Annotated in this window: 12 protein-coding genes; 7 read left to right on the top strand and 5 right to left on the bottom strand. The window is 51.5% G+C overall.

Annotation, left to right across the window (positions count from 1 at the left end; genetic code table 11):
* The first annotated feature begins 87 nt into the window (after positions 1–87).
* A complete protein-coding gene (gene uspB, locus AAGQ96_RS20320; RefSeq protein ID WP_147200212.1) occupies positions 88–423 on the top strand; it encodes a universal stress protein UspB in 336 nt (111 codons plus the stop codon).
* Positions 424–491: 68 nt separating this feature from the next.
* On the opposite strand, the gene pitA is transcribed toward uspB, so the two are convergent.
* Positions 492–1,994 carry an inorganic phosphate transporter PitA gene (gene pitA / locus AAGQ96_RS20315; protein ID WP_147200211.1) on the bottom strand — a complete coding sequence of 501 codons (1,503 nt, stop codon included), beginning with the start codon at positions 1,992–1,994 and terminating at the stop codon, positions 492–494.
* Positions 1,995–2,238: 244 nt separating this feature from the next.
* Here pitA and AAGQ96_RS20310 point away from each other — a divergent pair, with 244 nt between their 5' ends.
* Positions 2,239–3,423 carry an NAD(P)/FAD-dependent oxidoreductase gene (locus tag AAGQ96_RS20310; RefSeq protein WP_147200698.1) on the top strand — a complete coding sequence of 395 codons (1,185 nt, stop codon included), beginning with the start codon at positions 2,239–2,241 and terminating at the stop codon, positions 3,421–3,423.
* A gap of 64 nt (positions 3,424–3,487) precedes the next feature.
* On the opposite strand, the gene AAGQ96_RS20305 is transcribed toward AAGQ96_RS20310, so the two are convergent.
* Positions 3,488–3,907, bottom strand: coding sequence for a hypothetical protein (locus AAGQ96_RS20305; RefSeq protein WP_342754428.1), 420 nt, complete (start codon positions 3,905–3,907; stop codon positions 3,488–3,490).
* A gap of 2 nt (positions 3,908–3,909) precedes the next feature.
* Positions 3,910–4,602: a hypothetical protein gene (locus AAGQ96_RS20300; protein ID WP_342754427.1), complete on the bottom strand. Its 693-nt coding sequence runs from the start codon at positions 4,600–4,602 to the stop codon at positions 3,910–3,912.
* Between the two features lie 392 nt (positions 4,603–4,994).
* On the opposite strand from AAGQ96_RS20300, the gene AAGQ96_RS20295 reads away from it, so the two are divergent.
* From AAGQ96_RS20295 to AAGQ96_RS20280, 4 genes are all read left to right on the top strand, one after another.
* Positions 4,995–5,657 (top strand): TerC family protein, encoded by a 663-nt coding sequence (locus AAGQ96_RS20295; RefSeq protein ID WP_147200208.1) that lies wholly within the window; start codon positions 4,995–4,997, stop codon positions 5,655–5,657.
* A gap of 548 nt (positions 5,658–6,205) precedes the next feature.
* Positions 6,206–9,877: an autotransporter outer membrane beta-barrel domain-containing protein gene (locus AAGQ96_RS20290; RefSeq protein ID WP_342754426.1), complete on the top strand. Its 3,672-nt coding sequence runs from the start codon at positions 6,206–6,208 to the stop codon at positions 9,875–9,877.
* Between the two features lie 155 nt (positions 9,878–10,032).
* The gene (locus AAGQ96_RS20285; RefSeq protein WP_342754425.1) at positions 10,033–12,156 is read left to right on the top strand and encodes a TonB-dependent siderophore receptor; all 2,124 of its coding nucleotides are present in this window, start codon (positions 10,033–10,035) and stop codon (positions 12,154–12,156) included.
* Between the two features lie 23 nt (positions 12,157–12,179).
* Entirely contained in the window at positions 12,180–13,289 is a 1,110-nt protein-coding gene (locus AAGQ96_RS20280) for an ABC transporter substrate-binding protein (protein ID WP_342754423.1), read from the top strand.
* A gap of 76 nt (positions 13,290–13,365) precedes the next feature.
* Here the strand turns inward: AAGQ96_RS20280 and proP are convergent, their stop codons facing one another.
* Positions 13,366–14,871 (bottom strand): glycine betaine/L-proline transporter ProP, encoded by a 1,506-nt coding sequence (gene proP, locus AAGQ96_RS20275; RefSeq protein ID WP_147200204.1) that lies wholly within the window; start codon positions 14,869–14,871, stop codon positions 13,366–13,368.
* Positions 14,872–15,317: 446 nt separating this feature from the next.
* Here proP and AAGQ96_RS20270 point away from each other — a divergent pair, with 446 nt between their 5' ends.
* Positions 15,318–15,851 carry a hypothetical protein gene (locus AAGQ96_RS20270; protein ID WP_342754422.1) on the top strand — a complete coding sequence of 178 codons (534 nt, stop codon included), beginning with the start codon at positions 15,318–15,320 and terminating at the stop codon, positions 15,849–15,851.
* A 122-nt stretch (positions 15,852–15,973) separates the two neighbouring features.
* Here the strand turns inward: AAGQ96_RS20270 and AAGQ96_RS20265 are convergent, their stop codons facing one another.
* Positions 15,974–17,560, bottom strand: a complete 1,587-nt coding sequence (locus AAGQ96_RS20265) for an EAL domain-containing protein (RefSeq protein ID WP_147200202.1) — start codon at positions 17,558–17,560, stop codon at positions 15,974–15,976.
* Between the last annotated feature and the right edge of the window lie 127 nt (positions 17,561–17,687).

Here is a 17,687-nt window from a genome sequence, read left to right as displayed (position 1 = left end):
CATTGATGTGGCAGGCATGACTTCAAAAAGCTGTGTCCGGCGTTTTCCGCGGGAACGGCTTTTTTGATCGTTTGCCGGGAGGGGATCATGATTAGCACCATTGCACTCTTTTGGGCTCTTTGCGTTGTTTGTGTAGTGAACATGGCGCGCTATTTTTCCTCTTTGCGTGCATTACTGGTGGTACTTCGTGGGTGCGATCCTTTGTTGTACCAGTATGTTGACGGAGCGGGTTTTTTCACGTCACACGGCCAGCCGGGCAAACAGGTTCGCCTGGTGCGTTATATCTGGTCGCAACGCTATCGCGATCACCATGATGATGAATTTATTCGTCGCTGTGAGCGGGTGCGCGGCCAGTTCATTCTGACCAGTGCGCTGTGCGGCCTGGTATTGATCAGCCTGGTGGGATTAATTATCTGGCACTAAGGGAGGCGCGGGTGAAGATGAAAACAAAAAGGGCGGGAACAAGTCCCGCCCTTTTACTTTCCGCTTAATCAGGAAATGATCTGCAGCGCAATCCAGTACAGCACGCCCGACAAGACTATCGAGACCGGCAGGGTAAACACCCAGGCCAGCAGGATATTTTTGATCGTGCGGCTCTGTACGCCGCCGCCATCAACCAGCATGGTGCCAGCGACGGAGGACGAAAGCACGTGAGTGGTCGATACCGGCATCCCGGTATAGCTTGCCACGCCAATCGAAACCGCCGCGGTCATCTGTGCGGACATACCCTGCGCGTAGGTCATGCCTTTCTTACCGATTTTTTCACCGATAGTCGTGGCAACACGACGCCAGCCAACCATGGTTCCCAGCGATAGCGCGAGCGCTACAGCGACGATGATCCACACCGGCGCATACTCAACGGTATTCAACAAATCGCCTTTCAGCTTGCTGAGGAAGCGTTTGTCGTCGCTGGTGGTATCCGGCAGTTTAGTGACTTTATCGGCCGTATCAGAGATACACATCAGCAGACGGCGCAGATGGCTACGCTGTTCAACGCTCAGCGCATCGTAGCTTTGCAGGTTATTCAACAGGCCCTGGGCGTGCTGAATAGCGGGCAGAGCACGGGCAGCATCACAGTGGAACTGCTGCGGACCGCCCGGACTTTCTTCCGGAGTCGGTACGGCAGGCGGTGCCATCTGAATGATATGCGTCAGAGAATCGGCATGCTGCTGATAATACTGATCCAGATGATTAACCGCATCACGGGTACGCGTAATGTCATAACCTGACGAATTCATATTCACCACGAAGCCAGCAGGCGCGACACCGATTAAGACCAGCATAATCAGGCCAATGCCTTTCTGACCATCGTTAGCGCCGTGAGAATAGCTCACGCCGATAGCAGAGATGATCAGTGCGATTCGTGTCCAGAACGGCGGCTTTTTCTTGCCGTCGATTTTTTCACGTTCCGCAGGCGTCATATGAATACGACGACGTTTTTTGGTCCCGCTCCAGCCCCGGCGCAGAATAAACACCAGGCCGCCGGCGATAACCAGGCCAACGATGGGAGAAATAACCAGCGACATAAAGATGCCGATCATTTTCGGGATGTTCAGCGCATCCACCACCGAGGTTCCGGTAAGCAGTGCGTTGGTCAGGCCAATGCCGATGATGGCCCCGATGAGGGTATGAGAGCTGGAGGCCGGCAGACCGAAGTACCAGGTGCCGAGATTCCAGATAATAGCTGCCAGCAGCATGGAAAAGACCATGGCCAGCCCGTGAGCCGATCCCACATTGAGCAGCAGATCGGTGGGTAGCAAGTGAACGATAGCATAAGCAACGCTCAGCCCGCCCAGCAGTACGCCAAAGAAGTTGAATACCCCGGCCATGACTACCGCCAGTTGCGATCGCATTGCACGGGTGTATATCACTGTAGCCACTGCGTTTGCCGTGTCGTGGAAGCCGTTGATGGCCTCGTAGAACAAAACAAAAAGCAGAGCAATAACAAGAAACAGGCCGGTATGGTAATCAAGACCAGCAAACAGATGTAGCATAAGCGTTACGCCATTTTGGAGGACATGAACGCGGCGCATTATCAGCGAGAAACCGCGCCTGGGGAAAGTGAAATATAGACTTTTTTTGACATCAATGTGTTATTTGAGAGAAATATCGAACAAATTTCGGATGAAAATCATACGATTGCAAAATGTTTCGGCCCGTGACGCTTTTGTGACGCTGGCGGGAAGCGGGCCTTCTCATTACAATCAGCGTTTTTTGCGCAGTAGTCCGGAGAAGGTTGTGGAAAAGTTTGACGTTATCATCATTGGCGCTGGCGCAGCTGGCCTGTTCTGTGCCGCCCAGGCGGGGCAGCGTGGCAAACGCGTATTGCTGCTTGATAACGGCAAAAAAGCCGGACGTAAAATTCTGATGTCGGGCGGTGGACGCTGTAATTTTACCAACCTCTATACCGAACCGGCCGCTTATCTTTCGCATAATCCACACTTTTGTAAATCCGCCCTGGCGCGCTATACCCAGTGGGATTTTATCGACCTGGTTAATCGCCACGGTATCGCCTGGCATGAGAAAACGTTGGGGCAACTCTTCTGTGATGATTCCGCCCAGCAAATCGTCGAGCTGCTGCTAAAGGAGTGTGACGCGGGTAACGTTGCGTTGCGGCTGCGAAGTGAAGTGCTAAGCGTAGCGCGTGATGATACCGGTTATACGCTGGAGCTGAACGGCAGCGTGGTTCAGGCGGAGAAACTGGTCATCGCTTCTGGTGGCCTCTCCATGCCTGGCCTGGGCGCTTCACCATTCGGTTATAAAATCGCGGAGCAGTTTGGGCTTCCGGTATTTCCAACGCGCGCGGGCCTGGTGCCGTTTACGCTGCACAAGCCGCTACTGGAGCAGCTGCAAACCTTGTCTGGCGTGGCGGTGCCTTCGGTGATGACGGCCGAAGATGGCACGGTGTTTAAAGAAGCGCTGCTGTTTACCCATCGCGGGCTGTCTGGCCCGGCGGTACTGCAACTTTCCAGCTACTGGCAGCCTGGCGAATTTGTCACTATCAACCTTTCTCCTGAACGTGAGCTGAGCGGCTTTATTAACGAAGAACGCGAGATGCATCCCAATCAGAGCCTGAAAAACACGCTGGCAAAGGTGCTACCGCGTCGCCTGGTCGAATGCCTGCAACTGCTGGGCAGCGTACCTGAGTGCACGCTGAAGCAGCTCAACAGCCGTCAGCAAAGCGAACTGGTGGAGTCACTGCACAACTGGCGTGTGCAGCCAAACGGCACGGAAGGCTACCGTACGGCAGAAGTGACGCTGGGCGGCGTGGATACCCGCATGCTCTCTTCCAAAACGATGGAAGCGAAGGATGTGCCGGGCCTGTACTTTATTGGCGAGGTGGTCGACGTCACCGGCTGGCTCGGCGGCTACAACTTCCAGTGGGCCTGGAGTTCGGCCTGGGCTTGCGCGCAGGCGCTTTGAGAATAGGTTTAAACAGGCCCACTTGGGCCTTGTGAAATAAAAACGCTATGACCGGCGCGTAATTTTAGCGATAGCGGGATTTGCTGAGCGTGGTTGTTCCACTCTCATTATCTTGGGAAATGTAAAAGGCAGGCATTGTTTTGTTGCTACGTTCCCATCTTTCATCATGGCTGCTTCGCTCGACGCATTCGTAACCAAGTTTCCTCAGGTAATCTCTGATTTGGTTAATATCCACCTTCTGGTGATAAACAATGCTACTTTCTTGCGGCTGACTGCCGTCCTGGGCAACCCAGGTGAAATGAACTTGTCTGGAGAGTCGTGGTGCATTTCTGATATCACTGTCGGTATAGAGATAGTATGCCCAAATATTTTTATGTGAATACCCTTCCCGTTGTGCGGCAATTTTCTGCATACTGTAATCAATCAACAGGAATGCACAGGCAACAATGACTGCGGTCGCTGCAATTTTTTTCTTCTTACTCATTTTTATCCCACCGCACTAGTGATGCCTGCCTTTTTGCTATTAATACGTACAATCTCATCGTTATCTATTATTTTATAGGGGGAGATTTGCGTCATAAACCTCGGGAGATTACCTTTAAAAGGGCGCGGGCACAGGAATTTTTGAGCCGGGTCAGGGAACAGTAATGGAAGAAATCCTGTATTTTTGAAATTTCCGACAGGCCCATAGTGATCCCAGCGGCGTAATGCTGCTTCCCTGGAGACAATCCGAAGTTCTTCCCAGTAATTGCGTGGGAAATTCACTCTATAAAAACCAAAAAGATTGGATATAAGATCTTCCCCGCTAAAACCGCTATCAGTATGCCAATTAAACCATATCATGGACTGCCAATTCTCAAATGCTATAGCAGTACTCATCATCATTGCCAATGCAATGCTTTGTCGCTCTTTTAATGAACGGCCTTTTTTTATCTGCCAAATATTAAATCTTCCTGTTATAAACCGACTAATCCTCATAGTCTGTTCATAGCGGACTTCATAGTAGGCTTTGTTGCTGCTCTCACCTTGGGAAAATTGCGCCATAAGATTTCGAATATCGTCTCCTCTGGCATGCCCCATATCCAGCCACCCCAGAATTTCCGAGTAAATAAGCCCATGCCTTATTTCTTTTTCAGAACTGAATTTTGATGAATCCAGAATATCTTCACGCTTACTCATCCGTGTTACCTCACTTTCCTTGTTGAGCTAAGTTCCCACTTCCATTATCTAAATTAAAAAAACTAATTGGCAATCTTGCTATTTTGAAAAGGTTTAAAGGTTTTCCTGAGAAAGGTCAAGTTATACATTTGATTTTTTAAAACCCGTTTTTGGCGATTTTTCGGTAATGCTAAACAGCCACGAACCTGAATTTATCTACCCCAGGCTTCGACCGTTCATCACTTTCGCAAAGCCGCAGGTGGCCTCAACCTGCCTTGCAGTAAGCATGCTAAAGTTAGATTACTCAGAGAATCAAAAATTTACCCTGAAACGATTGCTGGTGAACTGTCTGATACTATGGGTTGTCTCACTGCTACCGGGAATTATCCCGCTTTCTGCTAATAGAGTTGGTTATGGATTATCTGGATTTCGCCGTTATTCTGCTGCAAATCGTATTGATTGATCTGCTTTTGGGAGGCGATAACGCCGTCGTTATCGCCATGGCCTGCCGCAAATTACCGCCTGAGCGGCAGAAAAAAGCTATCGTGCTCGGGACGGCAGGCGCGGTCATTGCACGCATCGTTTTGTTAGTGATTGCCGTTTATCTGCTCTCGGTACCCTGGCTGAAAATTGTCGGTGCGCTGTTGCTGTTGTGGATTGGCTGCAAGCTGGTGGCCAGCGAAGAGGATGATGCGGATATCGCCAGCGATAACCGACTGTGGAAAACCGTGCTGACGATCACCATGGCCGACGTAGTGATGTCCCTGGATAACGTGCTGGCGGTGGCCGCTGCCGGTAAAGGTAATCTCTGGCTGGTATCGTTTGGCGTGATTATCAGCATTCCGATTATTATGATGGGCAGCAAACTGGTGCTGGCGCTGCTGGGTCGCTTTCCCTTTATTGTTATGGTGGGTGGCGCGCTTATTGGCTGGATTGCCGGAAGTATGCTGGTCACCGATCCGGCGATTTTAAGGTACACCGCCGCTGTTCACTCTCTGCATATCATTGCCGGGACCGTTGGCGCGATGCTGGTCGTTCTGTATGGCCTGGCGAAAAATGCGCTCGCCCGACGATAGTCAGATGATCCACAAGGCGATCGGTCACTCACGGCAGCCGGATTTTTGCCTCACTTCCCCAAAGCGACGATAAAGCCCGCAGCGGGGGGAAGTCGGTGAACCTGGCGATGATCCTCTTCCAGCCATCGCCAGCAGCAATCCTTGTGCATCGGCTATTAACCGTCTTAACCGTTTATTAAACGGGAGTGGTTCCAGCACGGAAAAGGCTGTTTTAATTTTATTTATTTTTTCTTTTCAAAAAAATGCAGGCAGGAAATTAAAAATAACGGAATATTTTAGTAAATATTTAAGCAGTAATTTCTTAAAAAAATAATTTTTTGATCGATAACATAATCCATTAAGATAAGCACGCCAGGAAGGCAGAGTGATTGATGGAAAGGACTTCGGACTGTATCCCTTTCATATTATAAAATCAGGCGCCCGCCAGTTACGCCTTTATCAGTTAAACGCCGCAATTGTGCTGATTTTAAAATCCTTCCTCGCAAAAAAGAACAGATAAATTCGTTCATCACTTTTGATTATTATGGATATTAACGAAAGGATGCATTATGGCGATGGAAGCAAAATATTTTTCTCTTAACTTATTAACGTTAGCGCTGTTTCCTCTTTGCAGTTATGCAGCTTCTCCCTGGTCGGTCACTGATGGATCGACGTACCAGGTTACTGAAAGCTACAGCTCCCGTGAAAAAGACGATTTTCCACTTAATGCGACAGGAACCGGCAGCACGTTAATTACGGATCCGGGACTCACCTTTACGACGGTGGATAGCGGCACCTTTGCGGCCAAACTTCGTGATGGCTCAAGCCTGGAACTGAATGATGCAACATTAACGACGGCGGGCGGCAGCGCGCACGGCGTTGATATGGAAAACGCGACCTTAACCATCAACACAGGCCGCTTTACGATCTCAGGCGCCAACAGTGCCGCTATTATGGCGACTAATAGCGATCTGATACTCAATGATGTCTCTGCACAACTGGATGGAAATTTAACACAGGGTATCAGACTGAATGGCGGTTCGCTAAAAGCCAGCGACCTGACGCTCAGCGCAACCGAAAAAACCAACAGGGTGATTTCTCTTTTTAGCGTCAGCGGCACCTTGAATGATGTGAATATAACTCAGCAGGCTGCAAGTAGTGATAACGCCCTCTTTCTGGACAGCAGTACCCTGACAGCCAGCAACATCACGATTAATGCTGCGACCACTGCTAAAGCCGCCATCAAAGTCGGAAACGGTACCGGAAACGACAACACGACGAGAAGTTCGCTGACGCTGGAAGACAGTACCATTAACACTGGTTTCGTGGGATTGCGGGCAATGAATGGTGATATGACGCTAACCAACGTCAACGTGCATACCACGCTGGCCAGCGGATACGCGCTGGATATCAATTCGCAGTCCAATACGATTCTCGAAGGCGGTAGCTACCTGACCGAGGGCACAGGAGCCGCAGGGGCAAATTTGGCCAATGCCACAACGACGCTTAACGCGACCAACAGCCGCTTCACTACTTCAGGCAGCGAGGCTCATGCGATTCAAGTACAGGCAGGTACGGCGACGTTAACCGATAGCGTGCTTACCACATCGGGTGCTGAAGCTTATGGCGCGTTTACCGCTACCAGCGGGCAACTGACCTTAACCGATTCAACCATCAACACCTCCGGTGATGCCGGCCATGGTATTGTCTCCGGTGGGAATGTCTCCGGAGAAAATCTGACCCTTACCACATCGGGTGCTGAAGCTTATGGCGCGTTTACCGCTACCAGCGGGCAACTGACCTTAACCGATTCAACCATCAACACCTCCGGTGATGCCGGCCACGGTATTGTCTCCGGTGGGAATGTCTCCGGAGAAAATCTGACCCTTACCACATCGGGGACTGAAGCTTATGGCGCGTGGGCCGTAGATGGCGGGCAGCTGACCCTGAATGATTCCACTATTACCACAACCGGTGTTACCAGCTTTGGCCTGGCAGCCCGTAACGGCACCTTAACCGTGACGGATACCGATATAGAAACCTCAGCCAGTAACGGACGCGGGGTCTACATCAAGAAAACCAGCAGCCTGGATCTGAAAAATTCAACCATTACGACTTCTGGCGAGCTGGCGCACGGTCTCTATGCGGATAGCAGCAGCGCTGCCACCCTGGCAAATATCTCTCTCTCCACCGCTGGCGATGCCGCTTATGGCATGGTCATTGCGAACAGTACCGTGGAGAGCAGTAATGATACGATTTCCACCCAGGGCGAAGGCAGCGCGGGGATTTACGCGGCTGCCTCAACGGTCACTGCCAGTAATTTGACGCTGAATACCAGTGGAACGGATGCCCATGCACTCATTGCTTCGCTTTCCACCATGAAACTCACTGACAGCACGGTGACAACAACCGGTAACGCGGTGGGTCTGAATGTGCTTAATAGCGCGGACAACCAGCAAAGTACAATCACGCTGGATAATGTCGCGTTACGCAGCGAAGCGTCAACCGGCGTCTTAGTTAAGGGCGCGGCGCTTGACCTTGGACTTAGCAACGGCACCCTGGTATATGGCGGCGATGGCGTGGCATTAAGCATTCAGCCGACAACATCGTCGGAAGGGGCGATCACTTATTCGCAAGCTGACGTTACAGCGGATAACAATGTGACTTTACTGGGCGATGTGATTGCGGACAGCTACGACAGCACGCTTAATCTGTCGCTCTCCAACAGTTCAACGTTAAACGGTGCGACGCAGAACGTTAATCAGCTAATCCTCGACAATACCAGCAGCTGGCTGATCACCGGTGATTCAAACGTAAATAACCTGTTGCAGAACAAAGGCACCGCTATTTTTACCGACGATTCTGGCTTCAGTACGCTAACCATCGATGGCGATCTGACCGGCTCGGGTCAGTTTGTAATGAATACGCAGCTTGGTGACGACAGTTCTGCCACCGACCGAATTCAGGTTAACGGCAGCGCGTCCGGGGATTACGTGCTGACGGTGAATAACAAAGGCGGGCTTGGAGCGGCGACCAGCGCCGGGATTTTATTAGTCGACGTGGCTGGCGATGCGCAGGCGGCCACCTTTAACCTGCGTAATAACAGCGTTGTAGCAGGAAACTATGAGTATTTCCTCAACAATATCAACGATAACAGCTGGTATTTGCAGGCGAGCTATACGCCTGTCGATCCCGTAACGCCTGCTACCCCCGCGGATACTGCTGACCCGGCCATCCCGGCCGACACCGCTGAGCCGATTACTCCAGCCGATCCGGCGGAGACTACCGAACCCGACTCCCCGACAATCCCGACAGCGCCCGGACCAGTAACCTACAGGGCTGAAACGGCAGGCTACCTGATTGCGCCTTATCTCAATTCAGCCTACGGTTTTGCCACAATCGGCAGCTGGCATGAGCGGGTTGGGGCGACACAGAAAGATCGCACGGCGTGGGGAAGGGTGTATGGCCGCCATGATAATTACCAGGCGGGGCGTTTTGCTTTTGATGTGAACACCGCGTTTGTTCAGCTGGGTGGCGATCTTCTGAAGAAGGATTTGGCAGAAAGCTGGCATGTGACGGCCGGTCCGATGATCACCCTTGGACACCAGACCAGCAGCAATAAGGACACGGCCCGTAGCGCGCGAGCAGGGCTGTCTGTGGACGTAGGAAAAATCGAGACCAACGCTTACGGCATCGGCGCCTATCTGACTTTCTGGGACGATAGCGGCGCGTATCTCGACAATGTCGCGCAGCTCACCCGCTACAGCAATAACTTCTCCAGCCAAACCAATGCCAAAATGGACAGTTACGCAACCGTGTTGTCGATGGAAGTGGGCAAGCCTTTTACGCTGGTGGATAAACTGAAGCTGGAACCTCAGCTTCAGGCGATGGGGCAGTATATGAACATCAGTCAAACCTACTCCAGCGGCGTTAAGCTGAAGGATCAAAACCTGATGATGGCGCAGCTACGTGAGGGAATAAGGCTGGTTTACGACGGGGAGAACATCAAGCCCTACATTCAGGGCGATGTGGTACAGATGCTGGGGCATACGCCAGGCATTGATATGAATAATGAAACGCTCAGGCCTGACGTCCGTCGGGGGTTTTGGCAGGCAAGCGCGGGCGTCAGCGCCAGTCTTAATCCCCGTTTCAGCGTCTATAGCCAGGTTAAATATTCCCACAGCTTCGGGCCGGGGAGCGAAGGTTATACCGGAAACCTGGGCCTCAAATATCAGTTCTAACAGCAAGATACCGCCTGAACGTGATTCAAGTGGGCCTTCGGGCCCATTTTTTACGCGGTTGCCGAAAGGAAGAAACAATTTTTGAAATTGCTAATAACAATGAAAATCATTATCATCCGCAACTATTAATATAAACAACAGTTGCTCAAAGATTCATGAAAACACCCTTCGCAGCACCTTATACCCTTTTTCGCACCCATGGAAAAACCTCGTTAATCGCTATCTTCTCACTTGTCAGCAGCCACGCCGCTGTTGCTGCTGAGAGCCAGACGTTAACGGTTAACGCCGACCAGGCTGAAAGCGGCAGCTACAGCCAGGATACCGCGACCACCGCAAGTAAAACGAAAACGCCACGTAACGAAACGCCGCAGTCCATCAGCGTGGTCACCAGGCAAGTGGTTGATGACTATCAGGTTAAAACCGTTGATGACGCCATGAAATTTGTCAGTGGCGTTGCGCAGGGCAATACGCTGGGCGGCATTGAAGATGGCTTTGTTAAGCGCGGTTTTGGCTCAAATTCCGATGGCTCAATCTTTATTGACGGCGTACGCAGTAACCAGGGTCTGTCGATGGATTCGACGATCGACCACGTGGAAGTGCTGAAAGGCTCCTCTTCGCTGCTGTATGGGATCCTCAATCCCGGCGGCGTGATCAATCTGGTGAGTAAAAAACCACAGTATGAATGGAATACGCACGTTGCAGGTAGCACCAGCAGCGTGGGCGGCGGCAGCGGCTCGGTTGATATCACCGGGCCACTGGGCAACGGTTTTGCTTTTCGTCTGATCGCCGAGCGGCAGCGTGAAGATTACTGGCGCAACTTTGGCGTCAATGAACATACGCTTATCTCGCCTTCACTGAGCTGGGTTGGTGAAAAAGCCTCGTTCAATATCAGCTATACGGAATACAAGTTCGACGTCCCGGTCGATCGCGGGACGGCCTTTATCAATAAAAAGCCGGTTAATATTCCCTATAACGAACGTCTGGACGACAGTGCTAACCACGCTTACGGCAAAAACAAGCGCCTGAACGTTAATTACGCCTATAACCTGGATGAGACATGGCAAACACGCTTCAACTACGCGTGGATGCAGCGTCGCTACGATAGCAACGAAGTGCGGGCAACGGCCATCGATACCACGACCGGCATCGTTTCGCGCCGTGCAGATGCCAACCGTGGCTTCAACCACCAAACCACTTATCTCTCCTGGGATATTGGCGGCAGCCCGGAAATCTTTGGCATGCAGCACGACGTCATGTTTGGTGCGGATTACGAGCAAAACGAAACCTACAAAGCTTATTCTTATCGCGGCAAGGTGTCGAAGACCTTCAACATGTACGATCCGGTCTATGGTGAAGAGCCGCCGGTCAATGCCGGCACCGTCTCCGATGCTCAGAGCAATCTACGCACCAATCTCTACAGCCGTTCGCTGTTTGCCAAAGACAGTATTCACCTGAACGACAAATGGATTGCGGTACTTGGCGGCCGCTATCAGCGCTATACCCAGACTGCCAGTAGCGGCTGGTCGAACCCGGCAACCACCCTGAACGACAGAGGCGACGCTTTCCTGCCGCAGATGGGGCTGGTCTATAAAGTGCTGCCGGATCTCTCGTTATACGGTAGCTACAGCCGCTCGTTTACGCCTTCGACCCAGACGGATGATGACGGCAACGTCGCCTCTACCGAGAAAGGGACAACCTATGAAGTGGGCGCTAAATGGCAGATGGTGCCGGCAGTTTCCGCCACGCTGGCGCTCTACCGCATCGATGAAAAAGACATGTCTGTGCTGATTAACGGTAGCACGCGCAACATTCCCAAAGCGCGCTCAACGGGCGCAGAAGTGGAAATTAACGGCGAGCTGGCACCGGACTGGAATCTGATCGCGACCTACAGCCACGATAAAACGGAAATCGTTGAGGATGACGTCAATCCGGACAACGTGGGCAACCGTCTGGTTAATGCACCCACCAATATGGCCAGCCTCTATCTGACTCACGGCATGCGCTTTTCCTGGCTGCCGGGCGAACTGCGCGTAGGTGGCGGCGCTCGTTATGTGGGCAACCGTGCTGGCGATCCGGAAAACAGTTTCACCATGCCGGACTACACCGTTGCCGATGCCTTCGTTGCCTGGGACAGCAAGCTGGTAGGCAAACACACCCAGCTGAAAGTGAACATCAACAACCTGTTCGACAAAGAGTATTATGAGTCGAGCGGCGGTAATCTGCGCGTCAGCGAAGGCGAGCCGCGCGTGGTTTACGTTTCTGCCGCAGTCGATTTCTGATCGCCGTTGCCTAAGGATAAGCGATGAAAAAAACGCTGATTGTATTGCTGATGCTGGTCAGCAGCGTGGTACAGGCGAAGACCGTCACTGATATCTTGCAGCGTAAGGTGGCGGTGCCGGACAATCCGCAGCGTATTGTGGTGGGGGAAGGGCGAATGCTCTATACCCTGGCGCTGGTGGAAAAAGGCAATCCTCTGCAACGCGTCATTGGCTGGCCTGCCGATTTGCAACATTACGACAGGCAAACCTGGACGCGGTACACCGCTGCGTTTCCGGCTATCAAAGCGATTCCGATTATCGGTAGTGCGAATCCTGGGCAAATCAATGTGGAAAAGGTTATCGCACTGCAACCTGACCTGGTGATCCTGCCGGTCTATGCTAAAAAGCCCAGTGCGCAGGACAGCTTGCTGATGCAGCTGACAGCGGCAGGGATTCCGGTGATTTACATTGATACCCGCGTTGATCAGCTGCATAACACGGTGCCTACCCTGCAACTCCTTGGTGACGTGTTAAACGACCAGGCGAAAGCACAGCGTTTTATCGGTTTTTATCAACAGCATATGGACTTTATCCGTGAGCGCTTACGGCAGGCAAAACCGGCCCGAACCCGTGCGATGATCCAGCTGCATCTGGGGCGCCGTGAGGAGTGCTGCACGACTGTTGGACGCGGTAATCTTGCCGATCTGCTGGCTTTTGCGGGTGGTGATAACATTGCGGCCGGGCATTTTGGTAGCGTATTTGGCCAGCTGAGTGCGGAGGCGGTCATTGCCGCGAACCCGGATGTTTATCTGGCGACGGGGATGTCAGGTCCGCAGCAGGCTGACCAGCTACAGCTCGGCCCGCAGGTGACAAAAGCTGCTGCACACCAGAGCTTTGTGCAGGCAGTGGCACGAGAGACGGTTATCTCGCAGCTTGCCGCCATTCGTAACGGGAAAGCGACGGCGCTGTGGCACAATTTTTACCTCAGCCCGTGGCATTTGCTGATTGCTGAAGTCTTTGCCAAAGCGCTCCATCCGCAGCTGTTCAGCGATTTGGATCCGACGAAAACGCTTGATGAGATGAACCGTGAGTTTCTGCCATTGCCGGAAACGGGAACCTACTGGACATCACTGAGCGGCAAGAAAAATGAGTAATGCTCCCTGAGCTGCACTGTCTTAACCACAGAAAAAAGCCCGCGAATATTCGCGGGCTTTTTATTTATCGCAACAGCTATTCGTTGATGTTGGGATGCTGATTGATCAGATGCTTACGCTTGGCTTCCAGCTCGGCGATCTGCTCGCTGATATCATCGATTTTGCTTTCGATATTATCGTGATGTTCCTGCAACAGCTCTTTAGCCTCATTCAGATCGGAAGCGGCTGGCGTGGCGCCACGCAGCGGCATATTGGCCGTTTCCTTCATCATGATACCGGTGATCAGACCGACAATTGCGACAACCATCAGGTAGTAGGCTGGCATATAAAGGTTGGCGGTATATTCAACCAGCCAGGCAGCCAGTGTAGGCGTCAGGCCTGCTACCAGAATCGAGATGTTAAAGGCGCTTGCCAACGCACTGTAACGAATGTGAGTAGGGAACATCGCCGGTAACGATGAAGCCATAACGCCGGTAAAGCAGTTAAGAACCACCGCCAGTATCAGCAGGCCGGCAAAAATCAGCCCCATCACATTACTGTTGATCAGCATAAAGCAAGGGATAGCCAGCAACAGCAGCGCAACGCTCCCGATAATCACGAAGGGACGACGACCAAACTTATCGCTCATCAAACCCATTACCGGCTGAACAAACAGCATGCCGATCATGATCGCGATAATAATCATTACCCCGTGATCTTCGGAGTAGTGAAGGTTATGCGACAGATAGCTTGGCATGTACGTCAGCAGCATGTAGTAGGTGACGTTAGTGGATAAAACCAGGCCAATGCAGGCCAGCAGGCTTTTCCAGTGCTTGGTGGCAATCTCTTTAAACGACACTTTCGGACCGTCGGCCAGACCTTCACGATCGCCCTGTTCCAGCTTATCAACGTGCTGCTGAAACGCCGGGGTCTCTTCCAGCGCGTTACGCAGATAGATACCAATCAGCCCCAGCGGCAGAGCGACGAAGAACGGAATACGCCAGCCCCAGCTAAGGAAATTAGCTTCGCCGACTACGGTTGAAATCAGTACGACCAGGCCTGCACCGGTAACAAAACCGACGATTGAACCGAAGTCCAGCCAGCTGCCCATAAAGCCACGTTTGCGGTCAGGCGAGTATTCGGCGACAAAAATCGATGCGCCGGTATATTCACCGCCGACCGAGAAGCCCTGAGCCATTTTACAAAGTAGCAGCAGGATTGGCGCCCAAATGCCGATGGAGGCATGAGAGGGTATCAGGCCGATACAGAAGGTACTGACCGACATGATAACAATGGTTATGGAGAGGATTTTCTGACGGCCGTATTTATCACCGAGCGCACCAAAGAACAGGCCACCCAGCGGTCGGATCAGGAAAGGAACGGAGAAGGTTGCCAGCGCGGCAATCATTTGCACGCTTGGGTTAGCGCCCGGGAAAAACACCTGGCCTAAAGCGTAGGCTACGAATCCATATACCCCAAAGTCAAACCACTCCATGGCATTACCCAGCGATGCGGCAGTAATGGCTTTGCGTAACCTGGCATCATCAATGATCGTTACGTCTTTTAAGCCAATCGGCTTAACACGCTTCCTACGTAGCTTCATATAAAACACCCTGTAATTGTCTGTTTCCCAATTAAATTTTTGCCCATTTGGCGCTCAGCCGTATGATGGCGGCAGGCAAAACAGGTCAAATTGTGTGTTGCTTTTTTGCTCAGAACAGAGAAATGTAGCGCATTTGTACTTCGCTTAGCATTTTTCTGTCTGTATTCATTATATCTTCTCTTCGCCCTGCAACATAATTTCTACCAGAAATCAGATTATGTAACAATTTGTAACATTATCTGCCGGGAAAACGCCTTTTGTCTTTTAGGGCAGGCAAAACAGCCTCTGCTCAAGCTTTCCCAGGGTCAGTACGCCTTTTTATTTATTGATTTTGAAAAGGAACAATAAACAGAAGATAATAGCATTGAGAGAAAAAACCTCTAATCCGTTATTCCATTTTTATTAACGATAAGACAATTGTTGATTTTACGGTTGCGTGCTTTGCGATGATGGGTAATACTGCCAGCCGCATTTTTGCGGAGAGTGCAATGTATAATATAAGAACTGGTTATGAAAATGACTGGCTGAATATGCTGGATCGTGTTGAATTTAATTTAAATTGCCAACAGCCATGCCGCTTGCTTCTCCCCAATAAATATAAGGTTTATTTTCAACGTAATGACTGGCTGAACTACGGCCGGGTACTTGATAAAGTATTACCAGGGTTAACCGGCAGAGAATGTCTTTGCCAGAAACGCCATGATGATGGCCCGCTGGCAGGGCGCGGAGAGCGCTTTCTGGGCTTTTTGCGGACGCTTCAGCTGGCGCGGGTGAGAAACGTCAACCGTCCGGACCATCGCAAACTTTATCAGGAATATAAACAGCAGGAAGAACATATTATCCCTACGCTGGCGCGAATACATCGACGTATTAAAGCACGGCATGAAGCAGCAGGAATAAAAAGTGAATGCATACTTACGGAAGATGAAACCCTCGCTATAGCATTACGGGCCATATTAAAACGCCGTAACGGCAATTAATCTTTCCCGGCCAGTTTTATCATAATTTAACACCGTAAAGTCAGGTTTAAATAGCCCGCATTCTCAGAATAAAAAGGTGCCCAGGACAGCAGGGCGACTAAATACTTTCCATGCTCTGCACTTTAACCATTATCCGGCATCAACGGCCGACGGCCTTCTTCTTGCAGCCAGAGTGTCAGGGCACTGCCAGTCATCGGGCAGGCGTACAGATAGCCCTGAATAAAGACCACACCGCGATCCTTCAGGTACTGAAGCTGAACCGGCGTTTCGACGCCTTCCGCCACGATTTTCAGCTTTAGCTTATGGCTCAGCATAATGATAGCGTCGAGTACCGGCGTTTCGCCGTCGATCGACTCAATTGCATTAACGAAGCCGCGGTCGATCTTAAGATAGTCGAGCGGGAAAGTTTGCAGATAAGAGAGCGAGCAGTGCCCGGTACCAAAATCATCAATGGCAATATGAATGCCCTCACGACGCAGCAACTGAAGTTTTTGAATGACGTCTTCCCCATCGGAAAGCAGGCTGCGCTCGGTGAGCTCCAGCGTAAGGTTAGGCTGATGGGCGGCCAGACCGGCGGCGAGCTGGCGAATATCTGTCACAAAATCAGGATGCTGGATATGATCGGCGGCGACGTTGATCGCCAGACGAAAGCCCGGAGGAAGCGTCCAATGTTGAGCATCTTCAATAACCATTTCAATCAGCAGCTGCGTCAGGGGAACGATCATGTTTTCGGCTTCGGCTGCCGCAATAAACAGGTCTGGTCTTACCCAACTACCGTCAGGAAGTTGCCAGCGCATTAAAGCTTCAGCGCCGCTGGCAGCGCCTGTTTTGACGTTATACACAGGCTGATAATTAACTGAAAATTCACGATGCAAAATGCCCCGACGCAACTGGTCGCGAAGTGATAATCTCCGCTTCAGCCAGTTATGGGTGACGGCCATCAGCAGCAACGACAGAACTGCCGCCATCGGCAAAAAGGTGAACAAACCATGCCGCCAGTTAAGGGCAATATCGCTACCGGAAGAGGTGATACGGGCCACAATCGGATAACGACTGGATGCCACGGTTAATGTGGTGGCGCTTAACAGAGAATTCCCGGCGCTGATGACTGAATGACCGCTGGGAATAGCAAATCCTTCGCCAAACTGTAACGTAATCGCATCGCCCTGGCTTTTACCCACCGCGTTCATAAAATCCAGGACATATTGCCCGTCTACTAGCGCAAAAGCACTGAAACGGGTGGGCGTCTCGCGCATAAAAATAATTGCCGGACGGCTTTTAACGGCATAGGTACCGTTAACGGAGAGCATCCACCATGCCTTACGGTTCTCAGGCGGCTGTCGCTGGATCATAACGGCAACATTATCGGTGAGACTGCCGAATGCGGAGGAACAGGTGATTAGATCATCCTGAACAACACCAAGGGAGCGGAAATAAGGGTGCAGGGCAGCGTACTGTCGCAGCTCTTCATTAATCTGGTTACAGGGCCGCCCGGAAAATGTGCGCAGCTGACCGATCATATCCCACGCCTGATCGCTGATAGTCTCGGCGTGGGTCAGCAGCATGGCCGCTGTAGTAGCCTGCTGTCGCAGCACAACCTGTCGTGCGTTAATAAAGGTAAAAAGTACGCAAAGGATTAATGGCACTATCCCGGCCACAGCCAGTAATGCCCCTATCCTTTCCCGGCCCTTTTTAAGATGAGAATCCACTATTATCCTCTGTTGCCACAATCGGCATCTTCAAGGCGTTAAGGTAGCATGTCCCTTCGCGATAATAAGAAAAATCTTAGGCCAGCCCTCCAGAAGGTGCAAAAGCATGCAGATATATAGCTAATAA

Origin of the sequence: Pantoea sp. MBD-2R (assembly GCF_039134845.1) — a bacterium.
Classification (GTDB): domain Bacteria; phylum Pseudomonadota; class Gammaproteobacteria; order Enterobacterales; family Enterobacteriaceae; genus Erwinia.
This window is presented reverse-complemented; position numbering and strand designations above follow the sequence as displayed.